General features: G+C 72.1%; 22 protein-coding genes and 1 pseudogene. 15 read left to right on the top strand and 8 right to left on the bottom strand.

Annotated features, from left to right (window positions below; translation table 11 throughout):
- Nucleotides 1-67 precede the first annotated feature (67 nt).
- The 4 genes from ACFWNV_RS07665 to ACFWNV_RS07650 form a co-directional block, all read right to left on the bottom strand.
- A complete protein-coding gene (locus tag ACFWNV_RS07665) occupies nucleotides 68-829 on the bottom strand; it encodes an SDR family oxidoreductase (RefSeq protein WP_383942051.1) in 762 nt (253 codons plus the stop codon).
- 17 nt (nucleotides 830-846) lie between these two features.
- Nucleotides 847-1,608: a 3-oxoacyl-ACP reductase FabG gene (gene fabG, locus ACFWNV_RS07660; protein ID WP_383942048.1), complete on the bottom strand. Its 762-nt coding sequence runs from the start codon at nucleotides 1,606-1,608 to the stop codon at nucleotides 847-849.
- Between the two features lie 190 nt (nucleotides 1,609-1,798).
- Entirely contained in the window at nucleotides 1,799-2,182 is a 384-nt protein-coding gene (locus ACFWNV_RS07655) for a DUF3037 domain-containing protein (protein WP_383942045.1), read from the bottom strand.
- Nucleotides 2,179-3,018, bottom strand: a complete 840-nt coding sequence (locus tag ACFWNV_RS07650; RefSeq protein WP_383942042.1) for a HipA family kinase — start codon at nucleotides 3,016-3,018, stop codon at nucleotides 2,179-2,181. Before ACFWNV_RS07650 ends, ACFWNV_RS07655 begins: the two co-directional genes overlap by 4 nt.
- Before the next feature lie 224 nt (nucleotides 3,019-3,242).
- Between ACFWNV_RS07650 and ACFWNV_RS07645 the strand changes: the two genes are divergently transcribed.
- The gene (locus ACFWNV_RS07645; RefSeq protein ID WP_383942039.1) at nucleotides 3,243-5,276 is read left to right on the top strand and encodes a glycosyl hydrolase family 8; all 2,034 of its coding nucleotides are present in this window, start codon (nucleotides 3,243-3,245) and stop codon (nucleotides 5,274-5,276) included.
- A 67-nt stretch (nucleotides 5,277-5,343) separates the two neighbouring features.
- Here ACFWNV_RS07645 and ACFWNV_RS07640 read toward each other — a convergent pair whose 3' ends face one another.
- Entirely contained in the window at nucleotides 5,344-6,858 is a 1,515-nt protein-coding gene (locus ACFWNV_RS07640) for an MFS transporter (protein ID WP_383942036.1), read from the bottom strand.
- A gap of 136 nt (nucleotides 6,859-6,994) precedes the next feature.
- On the opposite strand from ACFWNV_RS07640, the gene ACFWNV_RS07635 reads away from it, so the two are divergent.
- Entirely contained in the window at nucleotides 6,995-7,483 is a 489-nt protein-coding gene (locus ACFWNV_RS07635) for an anthrone oxygenase family protein (RefSeq protein WP_383942033.1), read from the top strand.
- Here the strand turns inward: ACFWNV_RS07635 and ACFWNV_RS07630 are convergent.
- From ACFWNV_RS07630 to ACFWNV_RS07620, 3 genes are read right to left on the bottom strand one after another with little or no spacing between them, the layout of a single operon-like run.
- On the bottom strand, nucleotides 7,480-7,758 hold the full coding sequence (locus ACFWNV_RS07630; RefSeq protein ID WP_383942030.1) for a DUF6059 family protein: 279 nt from the start codon (nucleotides 7,756-7,758) through the stop codon (nucleotides 7,480-7,482). The genes ACFWNV_RS07635 and ACFWNV_RS07630 overlap by 4 nt on opposite strands.
- A gap of 36 nt (nucleotides 7,759-7,794) precedes the next feature.
- Nucleotides 7,795-8,637, bottom strand: a complete 843-nt coding sequence (locus tag ACFWNV_RS07625) for a BTAD domain-containing putative transcriptional regulator (RefSeq protein ID WP_383942027.1) — start codon at nucleotides 8,635-8,637, stop codon at nucleotides 7,795-7,797.
- Nucleotides 8,634-9,089 (bottom strand): flavin reductase family protein, encoded by a 456-nt coding sequence (locus ACFWNV_RS07620; RefSeq protein WP_383942025.1) that lies wholly within the window; start codon nucleotides 9,087-9,089, stop codon nucleotides 8,634-8,636. The genes ACFWNV_RS07625 and ACFWNV_RS07620 overlap by 4 nt, the downstream gene beginning before the upstream one ends.
- Before the next feature lie 542 nt (nucleotides 9,090-9,631).
- On the opposite strand from ACFWNV_RS07620, the gene ACFWNV_RS07615 reads away from it, so the two are divergent.
- The 13 genes and pseudogenes from ACFWNV_RS07615 (at nucleotide 9,632) to ACFWNV_RS07555 (ending at nucleotide 18,490) form a co-directional block, all read left to right on the top strand.
- A complete protein-coding gene (locus ACFWNV_RS07615) occupies nucleotides 9,632-9,958 on the top strand; it encodes a TcmI family type II polyketide cyclase (protein WP_383942022.1) in 327 nt (108 codons plus the stop codon).
- A 96-nt stretch (nucleotides 9,959-10,054) separates the two neighbouring features.
- Nucleotides 10,055-10,459 carry a cupin domain-containing protein gene (locus tag ACFWNV_RS07610; protein WP_351440435.1) on the top strand — a complete coding sequence of 135 codons (405 nt, stop codon included), beginning with the start codon at nucleotides 10,055-10,057 and terminating at the stop codon, nucleotides 10,457-10,459.
- Nucleotides 10,456-11,733 carry a beta-ketoacyl-[acyl-carrier-protein] synthase family protein gene (locus tag ACFWNV_RS07605; RefSeq protein WP_383942019.1) on the top strand — a complete coding sequence of 426 codons (1,278 nt, stop codon included), beginning with the start codon at nucleotides 10,456-10,458 and terminating at the stop codon, nucleotides 11,731-11,733. The genes ACFWNV_RS07610 and ACFWNV_RS07605 overlap by 4 nt, the downstream gene beginning before the upstream one ends.
- Entirely contained in the window at nucleotides 11,726-12,976 is a 1,251-nt protein-coding gene (locus tag ACFWNV_RS07600; RefSeq protein ID WP_383942016.1) for a ketosynthase chain-length factor, read from the top strand. Before ACFWNV_RS07605 ends, ACFWNV_RS07600 begins: the two co-directional genes overlap by 8 nt.
- A gap of 47 nt (nucleotides 12,977-13,023) precedes the next feature.
- Nucleotides 13,024-13,269, top strand: a pseudogene (locus tag ACFWNV_RS07595) (acyl carrier protein); the annotation flags it as partial.
- 24 nt (nucleotides 13,270-13,293) lie between these two features.
- A complete protein-coding gene (locus ACFWNV_RS07590) occupies nucleotides 13,294-13,779 on the top strand; it encodes an SRPBCC family protein (RefSeq protein WP_383942272.1) in 486 nt (161 codons plus the stop codon).
- The gene (locus ACFWNV_RS07585; protein ID WP_383942013.1) at nucleotides 13,776-14,534 is read left to right on the top strand and encodes an SDR family NAD(P)-dependent oxidoreductase; all 759 of its coding nucleotides are present in this window, start codon (nucleotides 13,776-13,778) and stop codon (nucleotides 14,532-14,534) included. The genes ACFWNV_RS07590 and ACFWNV_RS07585 overlap by 4 nt, the downstream gene beginning before the upstream one ends.
- A gap of 21 nt (nucleotides 14,535-14,555) precedes the next feature.
- On the top strand, nucleotides 14,556-14,933 hold the full coding sequence (locus ACFWNV_RS07580) for an antibiotic biosynthesis monooxygenase family protein (RefSeq protein WP_383942010.1): 378 nt from the start codon (nucleotides 14,556-14,558) through the stop codon (nucleotides 14,931-14,933).
- A gap of 11 nt (nucleotides 14,934-14,944) precedes the next feature.
- Complete coding sequence (locus ACFWNV_RS07575) at nucleotides 14,945-15,250, top strand: antibiotic biosynthesis monooxygenase family protein (RefSeq protein WP_383942007.1); 306 nt, start codon at nucleotides 14,945-14,947, stop codon at nucleotides 15,248-15,250.
- A gap of 13 nt (nucleotides 15,251-15,263) precedes the next feature.
- The gene (locus ACFWNV_RS07570; protein ID WP_383942004.1) at nucleotides 15,264-16,499 is read left to right on the top strand and encodes an FAD-dependent monooxygenase; all 1,236 of its coding nucleotides are present in this window, start codon (nucleotides 15,264-15,266) and stop codon (nucleotides 16,497-16,499) included.
- A 7-nt stretch (nucleotides 16,500-16,506) separates the two neighbouring features.
- Complete coding sequence (locus ACFWNV_RS07565) at nucleotides 16,507-16,980, top strand: anthrone oxygenase family protein (protein ID WP_383942001.1); 474 nt, start codon at nucleotides 16,507-16,509, stop codon at nucleotides 16,978-16,980.
- A gap of 33 nt (nucleotides 16,981-17,013) precedes the next feature.
- Nucleotides 17,014-17,817: an SDR family NAD(P)-dependent oxidoreductase gene (locus ACFWNV_RS07560; RefSeq protein WP_383941999.1), complete on the top strand. Its 804-nt coding sequence runs from the start codon at nucleotides 17,014-17,016 to the stop codon at nucleotides 17,815-17,817.
- Nucleotides 17,818-17,938: 121 nt separating this feature from the next.
- The gene (locus ACFWNV_RS07555) at nucleotides 17,939-18,490 is read left to right on the top strand and encodes a cupin domain-containing protein (RefSeq protein WP_383941996.1); all 552 of its coding nucleotides are present in this window, start codon (nucleotides 17,939-17,941) and stop codon (nucleotides 18,488-18,490) included.
- Nucleotides 18,491-18,497: the final 7 nt, after the last annotated feature.

Below are 18,497 nucleotides of genomic sequence, written 5' to 3'. Positions count from 1 at the left end.
GACCGATTAAGTGCCCATTCGGTACGCATTTGCCTCCCCCTTGGAGGCAAATGCGTCCGACTATCGGTCAATGCACTCCGGCATTGAGGAACATTCCCCCGTCGACGACGAGAGTTTGTCCGGTGATCCATTCCGCTTGTGCAGATGTGAGGAACGCGGCGGCCCCGCCGATGTCCGCCGGGACCCCGAGGCGGCCCAGCGGATAGGCCGCGGCCGCCTCCTGCTCGCGGCCCTCGTAGAGCGCCTGCGCGAACCTGGTCTTCACCACGGCCGGGGCGATCGCGTTGACCCGGACCCCCGGCGCCATCTCGTGGGCGAGCTGGAGCGTCAGGTTGACCATGGCCGCCTTGCTCATCCCGTACGCCCCGATGAAGGGCGAGGCGGAGACCCCGGCGATCGAGGCGATGTTGACGATCGCGCCGCCGTTCTCCTTCTGCCAGGCGTGCCAGGTCCGCTGGGCGAAGCCGAGCGCCGAGATCACGTTGGTCTCGAAGACCTTGCGGGCGACCCCGAGGTCCAGGTCCGCGATCGGCCCGAAGACCGGATTGGTCCCGGCGTTGTTGATCAGGAAGTCGACGCGGCCGAAGGCCTCCATCGTGCGTTCCACGGCGACGGCCTGGTGGGCCTCGTCGTGCGCCTTGCCCGCGACCGCGATCACCCGGTCCGCGCCGAGCCGCTCCACGGCCTCCTTGAGGGCCTCCTCGTTGCGGCCGGTGATGCAGAGCCGGTCGCCGCGGGCCACCAGGGCCTCGGCGATGCCGTAGCCGATGCCCCGGCTCGCCCCGGTGATGAGCGCGACCTTGCCGCTGTCCGTTCCGTCGTACGTCATGGTGTGCGCCTTCCTCGTCAGCTGAGCGGGCCGCCGGCCACGTACATGACCTGGCCGGAAACGAAACCGGCGGACTCGCCGGTGAAGAAGGCGATGGCGTTCGCCACGTCGTCCGGGCGCCCGACGCGCTGCACCGGGATCTGGGTGGCGGCCGCGGCCTGGAAGTCCTCGAAGTCCATGCCGACCCGGGCGGCCGTGTGCGCGGTCATCTCGGTGACGATGAAACCGGGGGCGACGGCGTTCGCGGTGATGCCGAACTTGCCGAGCTCGATGGCCAGGGTCTTGGTGAAGCCCTGCAGACCGGCCTTGGCCGCCGAGTAGTTGGCCTGGCCGCGGTTGCCGAGCGCCGAGCTGCTGGAGAGGCTCACGATCCGGCCGAACTTGGCTGCCACCATGTGCTTCTGACAGGCCTTCGACATCAGGAACGCACCGCGCAGGTGCACGTTCATGACGGTGTCCCAGTCGGTGTCGCTCATCTTGAAGAGCAGGTTGTCCCGCAGCACGCCCGCGTTGTTGACGAGGATGGTCGGGGCGCCGAGCAGGCTCACCACCCGCTCCACGGCCGCCTCCACCTGCGCGCTGTCGGAGACGTCGCAGCCGATCGCGACGGCCGTGCCGCCGGCCGCCGTGATGGTCTCCACGGTGTCCTTGCAGGCCGCCTCGTCCAGGTCGAGTACGGCGACCGCCCGGCCTTCGGCGGCCAGGCGTACGGCGGTGGCGGCGCCGATGCCCCGGGCCGCCCCGGTCACGATCGCGACGCGCTGCTCGGTGGTGGACATGCTGGATCTCCTCGCACTGGGAAAAGCGGCCCCTCAGGGGTGAGCAACCGCTTAGTAGCTTCAGCTGAGGAGACGCTAGGAGCCCTGGCACCCGGTGTCAACGCCACCACGTGCCAGGGCTCCGGACCCGCGTCGACGACCCGCGTCCCGGGTCGGTGAACCGCGTCGGTGAACCGTGCCGATCAGCGGCTCACCGGACCAGGAGGTCCAGCAGCCGCTCCACCTCGGCGGCGGCGTCGGCCGTCAGTCCCGTGTGGACCGGGCCCGGCTGCACCACCGTGCTGCGCGGGGCGATCAGCCACCGGAACCGCCGTCCCGCGTCGTCGCCCGCCGCCTGGCCGGCGGACTCGCCGCCCTCGCACACGCCCTCGACCCCGCGCAGGGCGGCCCGCACCCCGGCCACATCGGCCTGCGGGTCCAGGGCGAGCAGCTTGGCCTCGTCGAGGTGGGTGCGCGCGCGGACGTAGGACTGCCCCCGGCAGTAGACGATCACCCCGGCGTTGAAGCACTCGCCGCGCTCCATCCGGGGCACCACGCGCACCAGTGCGTACTCGAACACGTCCCGCTTGATCACTCGCTGTCGCTCTTCATCTTCCGGGGACGGGGGTCGAGGCGGTCGGCGAGCCAGCCGGGCGGACCCGTCCGGACCTTCACCTCGGCCTCCGTCGTGATCCTCTCGTGGATCGTGGCCGCGCGCGGCAGCAGGGCCTCCACGTAGGCGCGGCGCAGCGCGTCGGCGGAGTCGAAGCCCGGCTCGTCGACCAGCCACTCGTCGGGCACGTCGGCCGCGACCTCGGTGAGCAGCTCCTCGGTGACCAGCGGCGCGAGCGCGGCGGCCGCCGCGGCGATGTCCGGGCCGACCGGGGCCAGTACGTGGTCGGAGGCGTTGTAGGGCTTGGCCGCGGCGCTCTGGGCGGTGGGCCAGTTGTGGTGCCAGATCATGGTGGCGCCATGGTCGATGAGCCAGAGGTCCCCGTGCCAGACGAGCATGTTGGGGTTGCGCCAGGACCGGTCGACGTTGTTGATCAGTGCGTCGAACCAGACCACGCGCCCCGCCTCCACGGGGCCCACCTGGTACGCGAGCGGGTCGAAGCCGATCGAGCCGGGGAGGTAGTCCATCCCGAGGTTCAGCCCGCCGCTGGCCTTGAGCAGCTCCTGGACCTCCTGGTCGGGCTCGCCGAGCCCGATGACCGGGTCGAGCTGCATCTGCACCAGCGTGGGGACGCGCAGCCCCAGCCGCTGGGCCAGCCGGCCGCAGATGACCTCGGCGACCAGGGTCTTGCGCCCCTGGCCGGCCCCGGTGAACTTCATGACGTATGTACCGAGGTCGTCGGCTTCCACGATCCCCGGGAGCGAGCCGCCCTCCCGCAAGGGCGTGACGTATCGGGTCGCGATCACTTCTGTGAGCATTTCCCCAGGCTAACCGGCGATCACGGCTCGCCTTCCGGGGTTTCTCCCGGGGCGCAGGGGCCGGTGGCCGTGCGCCGCACCGACGGATCGCGCCCGGGGTCTTGCGCGGTGCCCCGTTCCGTTTCTACTCTCTCCGCCAATGGTTAGGAACCATTCCTAACCATTGGCCGGTCTTCCGAATCGGCGCTCCCCCCACTCGCGCAGCACTCACCCGAGGACGCCCGATGTCACGAGCACATCAGCAACGTTCCGCGCACAGAGACCGTCGCCAACCCCACTGGCACCGCCCGCTGGCGGGCTTCGCCGCCCTCGCCGCCGCCGTGGCGGGCCTCTCCGGCCTCAGCGCCCCGGCCGAAGCCGCCGCCGGAACCGGGGTCCGGGTCCATGCCCCGGCGGCCGTCGCCCCGGCCGCCGCCGCGGCGCTGGTGTCGACCGGAAAGCCCACGACCGCCTCCTCGGTCGAGGGGAGCGGCTTCGAGGCCGCCAAGGCGGTGGACGCGAGCGCCTCGACGCGCTGGGCCAGCGCGGAGGGCGCGGACCCCCAGTGGATCCGCATCGACCTCGGGTCGGCGCACACCATCAGCCGGGTGAAGCTCAACTGGGAGGCCGCGTACGGGAAGACGTACAAGATCCAGACCTCGAACGACGGGACGAACTGGACCGACGTCTACTCCACGAGCACCGGGAACGGCGCGACCGACGACCTGACCCTCACCGGGACCGGGCGCTACGTCCGCATGCACGGCACCGCGCGGGGCACCGCGTACGGCTACTCCCTCTGGGAGTTCGAGGTCTACGGCTCCCCCGTCTCCGGCGGCTCCGACACCACCCCGCCGAGCGCTCCGGGCGCCCTGCGCTCCACGGCGACCACCGCGAACAGCGTCTCGCTGGCCTGGAACGCCGCCACCGACAACGTGGGCGTCACCGGCTACGACATCTACCGCGGCGCCACGCTCGTCACGACGGCCACCGGAACCTCGTACACGGACACCGGCCTCACGGCCTCCACCGGCTACGGGTACACGGTCAAGGCGCGGGACGCGGCGGGCAACACCTCGGCGGCGAGCAATGCGCTCAGCGTCACCACCCCGCCCGCGAGCGGCTCCGGTCCGGCGGTTCCGTTCGGCAGCCACACCCGCCCCTACGCCGCCGGGACGCTGAAGCCGACCGGCGCCCAGGGCACGCTCGACCAGAAGACCATCGACTACTACACCACCTGGAAGTCCGCCTTCGTCCGGCAGAACTGCGGCAACGGCTGGTACCAGGTCATCTCCCCCGACGCCGACCACCCCTACGTGGCCGAGGCCCAGGGGTACGGCATGGTGATCGCCGCGACGATGGCCGGCGCCGACCCGGACGCGAAGAAGATCTTCGACGGTCTGACCAAGTGGACGATCGACCACCCTTCGGCGGTCAACCCGGACCTGCTCGCCGCGGAACAGGACACCGCCTGCCGCAGCGTCAACGGCGGTGACGGCGCGACCGACGGCGACATGGACGTCGCGTACGGGCTACTGCTCGCCGACAAGCAGTGGGGCAGCGCGGGCACTTACAACTACAAGGCCCTCGCGATCAAGCACATCAACGCGATCAAGAAGGACGAGCTCAATCCGTCCACCAACCTGCTCAAGCTGGGCGACTGGAGCAGCTCCGGCGACCAGTACTACTGGATCACCCGCACCTCGGACTGGATGGTCGACCACTTCCGGGCCTTCCGGGCGGCCACCGGCGACGCGGCCTGGGACACCGTCCGCACCGCGCACCAGAACCAGATCACCAGCCTGCAGGCCTCCTACGCGCCGAACACCGGGCTGCTGCCCGACTTCGTCGTCAACACCAACACCACCCCCAAGCCCGCCCCCGGCCAGGTCCTCGAGGACCCGAACGACGGTGCGTACTGGTGGAACGCCTGCCGCACCCCGTGGCGCATCGCGGACGACGCGGTGACCAGCGGGGACACCAAGTCCCTGGCCTCGGCGCGGAAGATCAACAATTGGATCAAGGCCAAGACGGGCGGCGACCCGAACAAGATCGCCGTCGGCTACAAGCTCGACGGCACGCAGATCTCCTCCGGGAGCGAGGCGGCGTACTTCGCCCCGTTCGCCCTGGCGGCCATGACCGACCCCGGCAGCCAGGCCTGGCTGGACGCGCTGTGGACCAAGATGCTGGCCGCCCCGGTCGACACCAGCAGTTACTTCTCCGCGAGCATCCAGCTCCAGGTCATGATCACCGCTTCGGGCAACCACTGGGTCCCGTAACCGGGAAGGGAGTCGAGGGCACGACCGCGTCGGCGGACGCGGCCGTGCCCGTGCCCGTGCCCGTGCGTCAGTGGTCGGCCGAGGGCTCCGGGCGGCCCGCGTCGTTGACCACGGCCACGATCAGCGCGGCCGTCGCGAAGACCAGCGCCCCGCCGGTGAAGGCCCGGGTGTAGCCGTACGTCATGGCCTCCTGGGCCCGGGCCACGAGCTCCGTGTCGTGCGTGCGCAGCCCCGAGAAGTAGGCGGCGTCGGCGCCCGGCAGGCGGTCGCCCGCGAACGCCGTCGACAGGGCGGCCAGCCCGGCCACGCCGAGCGCCCCGCCGATCTGCTGCGCGGTGTTGAGCAGCCCCGAGGCGCTGCCCGAGTCGTACTCCGCGACCCCGCGCACCGCGCCGAGGGTCAGCGGCACGAAGGCGCAGCCGAGACCGGCGCCGGTGACGAACATGGCGGGCATCAGCACACCCGCGTACGAGGCGTGCGGCGTCAGGGTGCCCAGCCAGAGCATGCCGGCCGCGGCGATCACCAGGCCGGGTGCGGCCACCAGCCGGGGCGCCAGCCGGAGCACGAGCTTCGAGCCGATCGCGGCCGTCATGCCGATGCCGGCGCTGAACGGCAGGTAGGCGAGCCCCGTGCGCACGGCGCCGTAGCCGAGCACGTGCTGCATGAAGAGGGTGAGGAAGTAGAACGTGGAGAACATGCCGAGGCCCGCGAGGAACAGGGCGGCGTAGGTACCCGCGCGGTTGCGGTCCTTGAGGACGCGCAGCGGGAGCATGGGGTGCGCGATGCGGGACTGGCGCAGCAGGAACAGCACCAGCAGCACCGCGGCGGTGGCGAAGCAGCCGAGGGTGACGGCGTCGGCCCAGCCCTGCTGGCCGCCGCGGGTGACCGCGTACACCAGGCAGAGCAGGCCGGCGGTGCCGGCCGCCGCGCCCGAGACGTCGAGCTTCCCGTCGGATCGGTCGGCCTCGTCGAGCACCGCGGTTCCGGCCAGCACCCCGATCCCGATGGGGATGTTCACCAGCAGCACCCAGCGCCAGTCGAGGTACTCGGTGAGGACGCCGCCCAGGATCAGGCCGACGGTCGAACCGGCCCCCGCCATGGCGGCGTAGGTGCCCATCGCCCGGTTGCGTTCCCTGCCCTCGGGGAAGTTGGTGGCGATCAGCGCGAGGGCGGTGGGCGCCGCGACGGCGGCGCCCACCCCCTGGAGCACCCGTGCGCCGATGAGGAGTCCGGCGCTGGGGGCCAGGCCGCCGAGGACGGAGGCCAGGACGAAGAGGGCGATGCCGAAGCGGAACACCCGGCGGCGGCCGAAGAGGTCCCCGGCCCTGCCGCCGAGCAGCATCAGTCCGCCGAAGGCGACCGCGTAGGCGTTCACCACCCAGGCGAGGTTGCCGGCGGGGATCTCCAGGCCGCTCTGGATGCTCGGCAGGGCGATGTTCACGATGGTCGCGTCGAGCACCACCATCAGCTCGGCCGCGGCGATGACGAGCAGGGCCAGGACCGGCCGGTGGCCGGCTCCCGCCCGCGCCGGGGCGCCCGCCCCGGGAACGGGAGCCGGGGCGGCCTTCGCTTCGAATGACATGGGACCTCCGGGTGGTGGGCGCAACTCCTGGGCCCGGCACCTCACATGGATGGGCGACGGGTTCGGTTACGGTGGGTGCCTCGTCCTCGCGACGACTCCACGGCACGGGCCGACGGATTCAACTGGAGGAACATTCATGCGTGTTCGCGCGACGAAGGGCATAGCCGTCGCCGCCACCGGCCTGCTCGCCGGTGCCTTCGGCTACGGAGCGGTCAATCTCGGACCGACCTTCTGGGAGGTGCCGCTGGACATGCGGCTGACCTTCCACGCCGAACTGATGAAGATGAACTCGCCGGTGATGCTCTCCGCGATGGCGGCCGCCGGGATCAGCTCACTGGCGCTGACCCTGCAGACGCGCGGCCGGGAGCGGGCGCTCGCGGCGGGGGCGACCCTGCTGGTGGGGACCTCCTTCCTGGTCACCCGCTTCGGGAACGTGCCGATCAACGCGCAGATCAAGGAGTGGGCCACCAGCTCCGCGCCGGCCGACTACGCCGAGATCCTGCACCGCTGGGACCTGTTCAACCGCACCCGCACCTCCACCGCGCTGATCGCCTTCATCCTGCTCGTCATCACCGCGGTGGCGCCCCTCCAGGGCCGGCGGGAGTCCGGGCGGACGCCTTCCTAGAGGCCCTTCAGCTGGCGGTCGAGCGCCCGCTCCGAGGCCGTCAACTGCCGGTCACGGGGCATGCGTTCGGGGTGGCCCGGCGGGAGTCCCCGCAGGGCCCCCCGGCCGTCGGGAGCGGCCGGGAAGTGCGGGCCGGGTACGAAGAACTGCGTCTCGCCGTAGACGATCAGCGCGTCCACGCAGAAGCGCAGGATCCGCTTCACGAACGCGGGTACGGGGAGGGGCCCGGACGGGGACAGGGACTCGGACACGGGCTCGGACACGGGCTCGGACACGGGCTCGGACACTGGTTCGGACACGGTCACGGCCGTTCAGGCCGAGAGCCGGTCGGACAGGTGGAACACCGTGTCGTCGGCGAGCACGGTCTGGTGGGCCATCCGCAGTTCCAGGCCCGGCTCGATGCCGAGTTCCTCGATGAGCAGCTCGCGGGTGCGGCGGTAGGAGGCCAGCGCGTCGCCGCTGCGGCCGCTGCGGTGCAGGACCAGCATGAGCCGGGCGCAGAGCCCTTCGCTGAGGGGGTTCTCCGCCACCAGCCGGCTCAGCTCGCCGACCAGTTCCAGGTGCCGGCCGAGCCGCAGGTCCAGGTCGATGCGGCGCTTGAGCGCGGTCATGCAGGCCTCGTCGTACTGCAGGGCGGTGCCCGAGAGCGCCGAGCTGTCCCGCAGGCCCTCCAGGGTCGGGCCCCGGCGCAGCGCCAGGGCTTCGCGGTACTGCTTCAGGGCCAGTTCGTGGTGGCCGGCCCGTTCGGAATCCGCGGCCAGCGCGCACAGCCGGTCGAAGCAGACGGTGTCGAGGATGCCGTCGTTGACCTGGAGCTGGTAGCCCGGCGCCCGGGTGCGCAGGGTGCACCAGCGGCCGTCGAGGTCGTGGCGGATCAGGAACTTGCGCAGCTGTGAGACGTACACCCGCAGGGCGGCGAGCGCGGTGGCCGGCGGCCGGTCGCCCCACAGCTCGCGGATGAGCGCCTCGTTGGAGACGGTTCCGTTGGGCCGGACCAGGAGCGTGGCCAGGAGCTGGCGCAGTTTGCGCTGGGGCAGCAGCACTTCGACCGAGTCCACCATGATCTCCAGTGGCCCCAGCAGCCGCAGGGCGACCCTGCGCGGGGTGAGGTCCGGCACGCCGCACGGCGCCTGGCGTTCCATGGTGGCGGTCATGCCAGGACCTCCAGTCGCGGATGGGCGCTGCGGAAGAAGGTCAGCGGCTGCTCCTCACGCAGGAGGCCCAGGTCGACGACCTCGCCGATGACGATCACGTGGTCGCCGCCCGGGAACGTGGTGTGCAGCCGGCAGTCGAGGAAGGCCAGCGCGTCCCCGAGGACCGGGGATCCGGTCGCGCCGGGGGCGTGGGCCAGTTCGCCGAAGCCGGCGGTGTCGCGGCGGGCGAAGGCGCGGCACAGGGCCGCCTGGTCCGAGGCCAGGATGTTGACGGCGAAGGAGCCCGAGGCCTGGATGGCCGCCAGCGCCCGCGAGTCCCGGTGGACGCAGACGAGCACCAGCGCGGGGTCGAGCGAGACCGAGGTGAACGAGTTCACCGTGACCCCCACCGGCTCCTCCCCCTCCCCCCGGCAGGTGATGACCGCAACACCGGTCGGATATCGTCCGCACACTTCCCGGAGCACTCGCGCCTCCACGGCCTCGGTATCCCTTTCCTCGATTTCCGGAACGGTCAAGCTCTCCACGTAATCCCCCTATGAAAGACTGCGCGCTCCCCGCACCGGCACGGAATTCGAGCTCCGGAAGCAGGGCATTGCAGGTACCCGACCTTAACGATGCGAGGTTGACGCCGCCTACGGCCCAAAGGACGAGGCGGGGCGTACTTTCGTCCGAAGCACCCGTACCGGAGCACCGCTCCCCGCCGTTCGGCCGCTGGTCACAGAGGTGCGGCCGGCGCCGCCCCAGGCCTTGCGGGAACGGCGACTGGGCAATCTGGGAGTGCCGGGAGCACGTACCGGCGTACGGGCTCCGCCCCGGCGGTCCCCGGCCGCGCACCCTGCGCAATCACTGCGCAATCGCTCCGCGATCCGTCCGCAATCCGTCCGGCGGCTTTGTCCCGGCGGCTTTTCTCCGCCCTCATCAGCGCTTTAGCCCCCCGGGCGATTCTGATGTGGCCGCTCACCGGGCGGCCGAACCTGGAACGGAAGGAAAGTGAATGCGCAGCACTCTTATCGTGGCTCGCATGAAGCCGACCGCCGCAGCTGACGTGAAGCGCATATTCGCCGAATCCGATGCCGGCGAGCTTCCTCATCTGATCGGCGTGAAGGAACGCAGGCTGTTCCGATTCCACGATCTCTACCTGCACTACATGGCCTCCGAGGAGGACGTGCGCGGTCCGATCGGCGAGCTGACGGGCCACGAACTGTTCACCGATGTCAGCGACCGGCTGAGCCCGCACATCGCCGCCTACGACCCCGCGACCTGGCGCGGTCCGCGGGACGCGATGGCGCACGAGTTCTACACCTGGCGCGCGGAGGGCTGAGACGACTCGCCGCCCGCGCGTCCGGGCAATGACGGCGGCCGCGCCGCCGTCGGGGGGAACCGCACCGCCGGTGCGGAACAACGAGAGGAGGCTGGCATGGCCAGCGAACGGATGACGAAGATCGTGGCGAAGGACGTCGAGTCCAACCGGCGACGGGGCGGGGACCTGCGCACGCTCCTGAGCCCGGCCAACACCGGTGCCACCGCGGGCTTCATGGGGGTCCTCACCCTGGAGCCCGGCGAGGTGGTCACCGAGCACTACCACCCGTACTCCGAGGAGTTCCTCTACCTCGTCAGCGGGGAACTGCTGGCGCGGGTCGACGGGGAGCCCGTCCCGCTCTCCGCGGGCGAGGCGCTCCACCTGGAGATCAACGTGCGGCACCGGCTGGAGAACCACGGCGCGGAGCCCGCCTTCCTGGTCTTCCAGCTGGGCCCGCTCGCACCCCGTCCCGAGCTCGGACACGTGGACACCGAGCCCCTTCCGGGCCAGGAGGCGGTGTGAGTCCCCGCAGGGCCGTCGTCACCGGGATCGGTGTGGTGGCGCCCGGGGGCATCGGTACCAAGGCCTTCTGGAAGCTGCTGACCGACGGGCGCACGGCCACCCGCGCCATCTCGCACTTCGACGCCTCGGCCTACCGCTCCCGGATCGCGGCGGAGTGCGACTTCGACCCCGCCGCGGCCGGCCTGAGCCCTCAGGAGGTCCTGCGCATGGACCGCAGCGCGCAGTTCGCCGTGGTCGCCGCGCGGGAGGCCCTCGCGGACAGCGGGATCGACACCGACGAGGTGGCACCGCACCGCATCGGCGTCTCGATCGGCAGCGCGGTCGGCTCCACCGTCACGCTGGAGCAGCAGTACGTCCGGGTCAGCGACGGCGGCAGCCGCTGGGTGGTGGACGCCACCGACCCGTACCCCCACCTGTACGGGGCCCTGGTGCCCGGGGCGCTCGCCGCCGAGGTGGCGTGGACGGCCGGGGCCCAGGGACCGGTCCGGGTGGTGTCGACGGGCTGCACCTCGGGGCTCGACTCCGTGGCGCAGGGCGCCCAGTACATCGAGGACGGCACGGCCGACATCGTCCTGGCCGGCGCGACGGACGCGCCCATCTCGCCGATCACCGTGGCCTGTTTCGACGCGATCAAGGCCACCTCGCCCAACAACGGCGACGCCGCGCACGCCTCGCGCCCCTTCGACCGGGACCGGGACGGCTTCGTGCTCGGCGAGGGTGCGGCCGTGCTGATCCTGGAGGAGGAGGGGTTCGCCCGCCGCCGCGGCGCCAGGATCTACTGCGAGGTCGCCGGGTACGCCCAGCGCAGCAACGCCTTCCACATGACGGGGCTGCGCCCGGACGGCAAGGAACTCGCCGAGGCGGTACGGGTGGCGCTCGGCCGGGCCCGGCTGCCCGCCCAGGCCGTGGACTACGTCAACGCCCACGGATCGGGCACCCGGCAGAACGACCGGCACGAGACCTCCGCGCTGAAGGTGTCGCTCGGCGAGCACGCCTACGGGGTGCCGGTGAGCTCCATCAAGTCGATGGTGGGCCATTCCCTGGGCGCGATCGGCGCCCTGGAGCTCGCCGCCTGCGCCCTGGCGATCGACGAGAACACGATCCCGCCGACCGCGAACCTCGAACACCCCGACCCCGAGCTGGGGTTGGACTACGTGCCGAAGACGGCCCGGGAGCAGCGCACCGACACCGTCCTCAGCGTGGGCAGCGGCTTCGGCGGCTTCCAGACGGCGATGGTGCTGACCGCGCCGGGACGGGTGGTGCGCGATGCCTGACACCACGACAGCCGCCCGCCGGGCGGTCGTCACCGGCATCTCCGCGGTGGCGCCGGGCGGACTGGGGGCGAAGGCCTTCTGGGACGCGGCGCTGGAAGGGCGCAGCGAGCTCGGCCCGGTGACGCACTTCGAGGCCGACGGCTTCCCGGTCCGGGTGGTCGGCGAGGTCTTCGGCGATGTCACCCTGCCCGGGGTCGATCCGCGGCTGGCCGTGCAGACGGACCGCTGGAGCCAGTTCGCGCTGCTGGCGGCCGAGGAGGCGCTGGCCGACGCGGGGGTGCGGCCGGAGGCCTTCTCCCCGTACGACCTCGGGGTCATCACGGCCTCCTCCTCCGGGGGCAACGCCTTCGGGCAGCGGGAGATCGCCGCCCTGTGGTCGAAGGGGCCCCGGCACGTGGGCCCGTACCAGTCGATCGCCTGGTTCTACGCGGCCACGACCGGCCAGCTCTCCATCCGGCACGGCATGAAGGGGCCCTGCGGGGTCACCGTCGCCGAGCAGGCCGGCGGTCTGGACGCGATCGGGCAGGCCCGCCGCGCCCTGCTGCACGGGGATGCCCGGGTCATCCTGACCGGCGGCACCGAGGCGCCGCTGAGTCCGTACGCCCTGACCTGCCAGACCACCTCCGGCCGGCTGAGTAGCAGCGACGACCCCGAGCGCGCCTACCTGCCGTTCGACGCGGCCGCGTGCGGGCACGTACCCGGTGAGGGCGGCGCGATCCTCGTGATGGAGGACGAGGACAGCGCCCGGGAACGCGGCGCCGACGCCCCCTACGGCGAGGTCGCCGGGTACGCGGCCACCTTCGACCCGGCGCCCGGTACCTCGGCGGGCGGCGGCCCCACCGCGCTGCGACGGGCCGTCCGCACGGCCCTCGCGGACGCCCGCGTCCGGCCGGAGGACGTGGACGTGGTCTTCGCCGACGCGGCGGGCACGCCCGAGCTGGACCGTGCGGAAGCACGCTGCCTCGCCGAGGTGTTCGGCCCGCACGGGGTGCCGGTCACGGCCCCCAAGGCGCGCTACGGACGGCTGTACGCGGGCGGCGCGCCGCTCGACGTGGTCACCGCCCTGCTCGCCCTGCGCGAGCAGGTGATCCCGCCCGGCGGACCGAACACCACCGCCGACCCCGCCCACCGGATCGACCTCGTCGTGGAACCCCGGGAGGCGCGCCTGCGCACCGCGCTGGTGCTCGCCCGCGGCTACGGCGGCTTCAACTCCGCACTCGTCGTACGGGCGGTCGCCCCGTGACGGCCACGCCCGTTCCCGATCACCTTCTCTCGGAAGGATCCCTAGTCATGACCGTGTCACCCGCCTCCCCCGAGGCCAATGCGCCCTCCCCCGGACCGCTGTCCTACGAGGACTTCCTCGCCGTCGTCGAGCGGTGCACCGGGGTCGCGGCGCAGACCCTGCGCTCCGCCGACCCGGCCACCACCATCGACGACCTGGGGGTGGACTCGCTGGGTCTGATCAACGTCCTCACCGAGGTGGAGAACCGCTACGACATCCGGCTGGACGCCGACGGCATCGACCGGCTGCCGGCGATCCACGCGCTCATCACCGAGGCACTGCGGCCGGCCGGGGCCCGTACCGAGAACCACATCGTCGTCGACGCCCCGTTCGACCTCGTCTGGGACGTGACCAACGACGTGGCCGGCTGGCCGGACCTGTTCAGCGAGTACGCCTCCGCCGAGATCCTGGAGCGGCACGACGACACCGTGCGCTTCCGGCTGGCCCTCCACCCGGAGCCCGACGGCAAGGTCTGGAGCTGGGTCTCCGAGCGCGTCATGGACCGTGCGAACCGGACCGTCACGGCGCACCGCGTCGAGACCGGCCCCTTCGAGTTCATGAACATCCACTGGTCTTACCGGGAGACGGACGCCGGTGTGGAGATGCGCTGGGTGCAGGAGTTCCACATGAAGCCGCAGGCGCCCCTCGACGATGCCGGCATGACCGAGCGCATCAACACGAACTCGAAGATCCAGCTCGCGCTCATCAAGGAGCGGCTGGAGGCGGCCGACCGGGCCGGCGCCGGTTCGGCGGTGGCCCGATGAGCGGCGAACTCCTCGGCGACGGCGCCGGGTTCAAGGGAAAGCACGTCCTGGTCACCGGCGGCGCCCGGGGCATCGGCCGGGCCACGGTCCTGGCGCTGGCCGCGCAGGGCGCCGCGGTGACGGCCTGCTACGTCAACGAGAGCGAGCGGGTCGAGTCCCTGCGGGCCGAACTGGACGAGCTGGGGGCCCGGGGCACGCTCGTGCGCGCCGACATCGCCGACCACGAGCAGGCCGGGCGGCTGGCCGCCGGGGCGCACGAGCGGTTCGGGGCGGTCGACGCCGTGGTGAACAACGCCGGGGTGATCAGCCACCACCCCCTGCGGGATCTTCCGCCCGCCGAGTGGCAGCGGGTCCTCGACACCAATCTGACCGGTATGTACAACGTGATCCGCGGAGTGCTGCCGTACGTCGCCGAGACCGCCTCCATCGTCAACATCAGCTCCGCCGTGGCCCACCACGGCATGCCCGCCGCCGCCCACTACGTGGCCTCCAAGGCCGGGGTGATGGGGCTGACCAGGGCGCTGGCCAAGGAGTTGGGCCCGCAAGGGATCCGCGTCAACTGCATCGCCTCGGGGCTGATCGAGACGGACCAGATGAAGGCCGTCACCCCCGAGGGGAAGGCCCGCTACGAGCAGATGATCGCGCTGGGCCGGCTCGGACGCCCCGAGGAGATCGCCGACGTGGTGCTGTTCCTCGCCTCGCACGCGGCCCGCTACGTCACCGGGGCCACGCTCGATGTCGACGGCGGCATCTGACCCGGAAGGAGACCCCGCTCCGTGCTGCGCACCGTGCTGGAAATGACCGTACGGGAGGGCTGCGAGGAGGAGTTCCGCGCGGCCTGGCTGGAGACGGCGCAGGAGGCCGCCCGGCTGCCGGGCTCCGTCACCCAGGCCCTCCTGCGGGACCCGCGCCAACCCCGTACGCATCTGATCATGGCCGACTGGGCCGACCGGGCCGCCCTGGAGGCCTTCCAGAACAGCTCCGAGAGGGAGCGGCTCAGCGCCCGGCTGGAGCCGTTCCGCGAGAACGCCCGCAAACGCGTGCTGGAACTCGTCCAGCGCGTTTCAGGCACCGCCACCACTACCTCGACCACTACCGCCACCACTACCGCCGCCACCACCACCGCCCCGCCGTTGAAAGGTGATCCGTCGTGACCGTACGCGTCATGGTTTCCGCCCGTGTCGAGGACAAGGACCAGGAGGCCTTCGAGGAGGCCTACCGCCAGGTCACCTCCGTGGTCCGGGGCACCCCCGGACACCTCCGTGACGAGCTGCTGCGCGACGCGGAGCAGCCCGGCCGCTACATCCTGCTCGCCGAGTGGGAGAGCGAGGAGGCGTTCCGCACCTGGGAGGACGCGCCGTCCCACCGCGAGATGGCGGCGCCCATGTTCCCCTACTGGAGCGGTGGCGACATCGAGCGGCGCATCTTCGATCTGCGCGCCCGGCTCGACAGCGTGCCGTCCCACACCTGAGCGGACGGCGACCATGGCGACCATCCGCAAGGCCCTGGTGATCGGCGCCGGCATCGGCGGCCTCACCACCGCGGCAGGCCTGCTGCGCCAGGGCATCGAAGCAGAGGTGTTCGAAGCCCGCCCGACTCCCGGACGGCTGCTGACCGGCGGCGGCTTCATGCTCTGGCACAACGCCGTACTGTCCCTGCGCAGGCTCGGGCTCGACGAGGCCGTCGTGTCCGGTTCGGTCCGCATGCGCTTCCACGAGTTCCGCTCCGATTCCGGCCGCCGGCTGGCCCGCTGGCACCTGGACGGGCCGACCGAGCGGGCCGGCGCTCCCGCCCTGGCCCTGCGCCGCTCCCGGCTGCACACGGTGCTCACCGAGGCGGTGGGTGAGCACCGCATGCGGCTGGGCAGCCGGTTCACCGGGTACACGCAGGACGCCGACGGGGTCACCGCCCTCTTCGAGGACGGCTCCTCGGCCCGTGGCGACGTACTGATCGGCGCGGACGGCCTGCGTTCCACGGTCCGCGCCGCGATGCGCGGCGGGTTCGAGCCGCCGCCGAGGTACGCGGGCTACACGGCCTGGCAGGCCATCACCCGGCTGCCGGGCGAGTCCGTGGTGCCCACCGGCACCTTCTTCAACCTGTGGGGCAAGGGCGGACTGCGCTTCCTGTACTGCCGGCTGAACGAGGACGAGGTCTACTGGGACGCCATCACCAGCGACCGGGCGACCGCCGGGATCGACACGGCCGGCCGGTCGCGGGGCGCCGCGCTGGCGGCCGCGTACCGCGACTGGCCGGAGCCGATCCGCGCGATCATCGCCTCGACCGACGAGGAGGCGATCCTGCCGGTGAGCATCCACGACCGTCCGCCGGGCGGTGGCTGGAGCGACGGCCGGGTCGTGGTCATCGGCGACGCCGCCCATCCGATGACGCTCAACCTCAGCCAGGGCGCGGGCCAGGCCATCGAGAGCGGCGTGGTCCTCGCCGACCTCCTGGGGCGGGCGGAGCCGGACGCGGTACCGGAGGCCCTGCGGGCCTTCGAGGAGGCGCGCAGGGCGCGGGCCGCCGACATGGTGACGGCTTCGTGGCGCATCGGCACGCTCGGGCTGGCCCACAACGGGCTGCTGTGCCGGGTCCGCGACGCCGCGATGTACACCTTCTTCGACTCGGTCGCCAAGGGCCAGAGCTACGCGCTCATGCTGGACGGCCGGCTCCAGCGGGGCCCTCTGCGCACGGCCGGGGCGCTCGGCCCCGGCCCGGGGTGAGGCGCCCGTGCCGGCCGCCGTCCTGGCCACCCTGGCCACCGTCCTCGTCCTGTGCACCGGGGTGCTGGCGGGTGCGCTGATCGCCGTGGAACGCGCCATCGTGCCCATGCTGTCGGGCCTGCCGCGGCAGACCTGGTCCGAGGTCCACCGGGCCCTGGACCCCGGCTTCGACCCGCTGATGCCGACCGTGAACAAGGTGGCCCTGGCCGCCGGGCTCGGGCTGTCGTTCCTGGCTCCGGGGGCCGCCGCGAAGGCCGCGTTCGCCGTGGCCGTGGCCGCGGTGGCGGGCGTGGCCCTGGTGTCGGAGCTGCGCAACGTACGGATGAACCGTCGGATCGACGCCTGGGCCGAGGCCCGGGAGATCCCCGGGGGCTGGGACGTCCTGCGGGCCCGCTGGGCCCGCGCCAACCGGCTGCGTACGGCCTTCGCCGTCCTGGCGTTCTGCGCGGCGCTCGCCGGCTGCTGGCTGGCCTGGGCCTGAGGGCACCAACAACGATGATGAGGAGAAGAACGGGTGAATCCCGCAGACGAACAGACCCAATACCCCTACTCCACAACAGAGTTCGACGGCCGCGTCGCGCTGGTGACCGGCGCCGGCCGGGGCATCGGCGCGGCCACCGCGCGGATCCTGGCCGCCCGGGGCGCCCGCGTGGCGGTCAACTACCACAAGAGCGCGGACCGGGCCCAGGACCTCGTGGACACGATCCGGCGGCACGGCGGAGAGGCGGTGGCGCTCCAGGGCGATGTCACCGACCCCGGCCAGGTGGCCGCGCTGGTCGCCGGCGTACGGGCCGAACTGGGCCCGGTCGACGTCCTGGTGCTCAACGCGGCCGGTCTCGACGCCCACGAGGCACGCATCGCCCCCGCGACCGAGCTGGCCTGGGAGGACCTGGAGCACGTGGTCACACAGCAGCTCAAGGCGCTGTTCGTGACCGCACACGCGGTCCTTCCCGACATGATCGCCCGGGGCACGGGCTCCGTGGTGGCGGTGGGGGCGGCGCTCGCCCGCCGGCCCGCACCGCGCTTCCTGCCGCTGTCCGTGGCCAAGGCCGGGGTGGAGGCCGCCGTACGCACGCTGGCGCTGGAGGTGGGCCCGCACGGGGTGCGGGTCAACGCGGTGGAGCCCAACCTCACCCTCACCGAACTCGCCCGGCACATCCCGGAGGAAGCCCGCCGGGCCGCCGCCGAACGCTCCGCGCTGCGGCGCAACGGAACGCCCGAGGACATCGCCGAGGTCATCGCGTTCCTCGCCTCCGAGCGCGCCGCGTACCTCACGGGCAGCTGCCTGGTCGCGGACGGCGGCACGTCGCTGGCCTGACGCCGCCGGCCCGCTTCACCGCTCCTTTATCAGCCCCTGATCAGCCCCTAATCAGCCCCTTTGCCACCGCTGATTGTCTGTCCGAGCACTGCCGGACACCCCTATGAAAGGACCGATGGCCATGTCGGAGACCGAAACGAAGACCGAGCGCAAAGTCGTCAGCCGGGACGCTGTCGAGCCCGTCTGCTGGTTCGGCGAGGAGGGCCGGTTCCTGCTGCGCAAGGAGGACACCGGCGGGCTCTACAGCTTCTACCAGATCACCACCCAGCCGGGCAGCGGTCCGCCGCTGCACGTCCACGAGACCGCCGACGAGGCGTTCTTCGTCAACAAGGGCACCTACGAGTTCGAGGTCGGCGGGGTCACCGAGACCATCACCGAGGGCACCGTGATCTACGGACCGCGCGGGGTTCCGCACCGGTTCCTCAACGTCGGTGACGAGCCCGGCCAGTTGCTCGTCATCGCCACCCCCGGCGGCGTCGAGAACTTCTTCATCGGCCTGTCCGAGCTGGTCTCGGGCGGGGCTCCGGACTGGAGCAGGATGCAGGAGCTCGCCAACGCGAACCAGATGCGCGGATTCACCCCGCCGCCCGGTGCCCGCGGCGACGTCGGCCCGCCGGCCGGCATCCGCCGAGGCGCCGGCGGCCCGCCCGCCGGGCACGGAGTACGGGGCTGACACGGCC

It is taken from the genome of Streptomyces sp. NPDC058401, assembly GCF_042722885.1.
Classification (GTDB): Bacteria; Actinomycetota; Actinomycetes; order Streptomycetales; family Streptomycetaceae; genus Streptomyces.
Note: the sequence above shows the minus strand (reverse complement) of the source record. Positions and strands in the feature narration are given on the sequence as shown.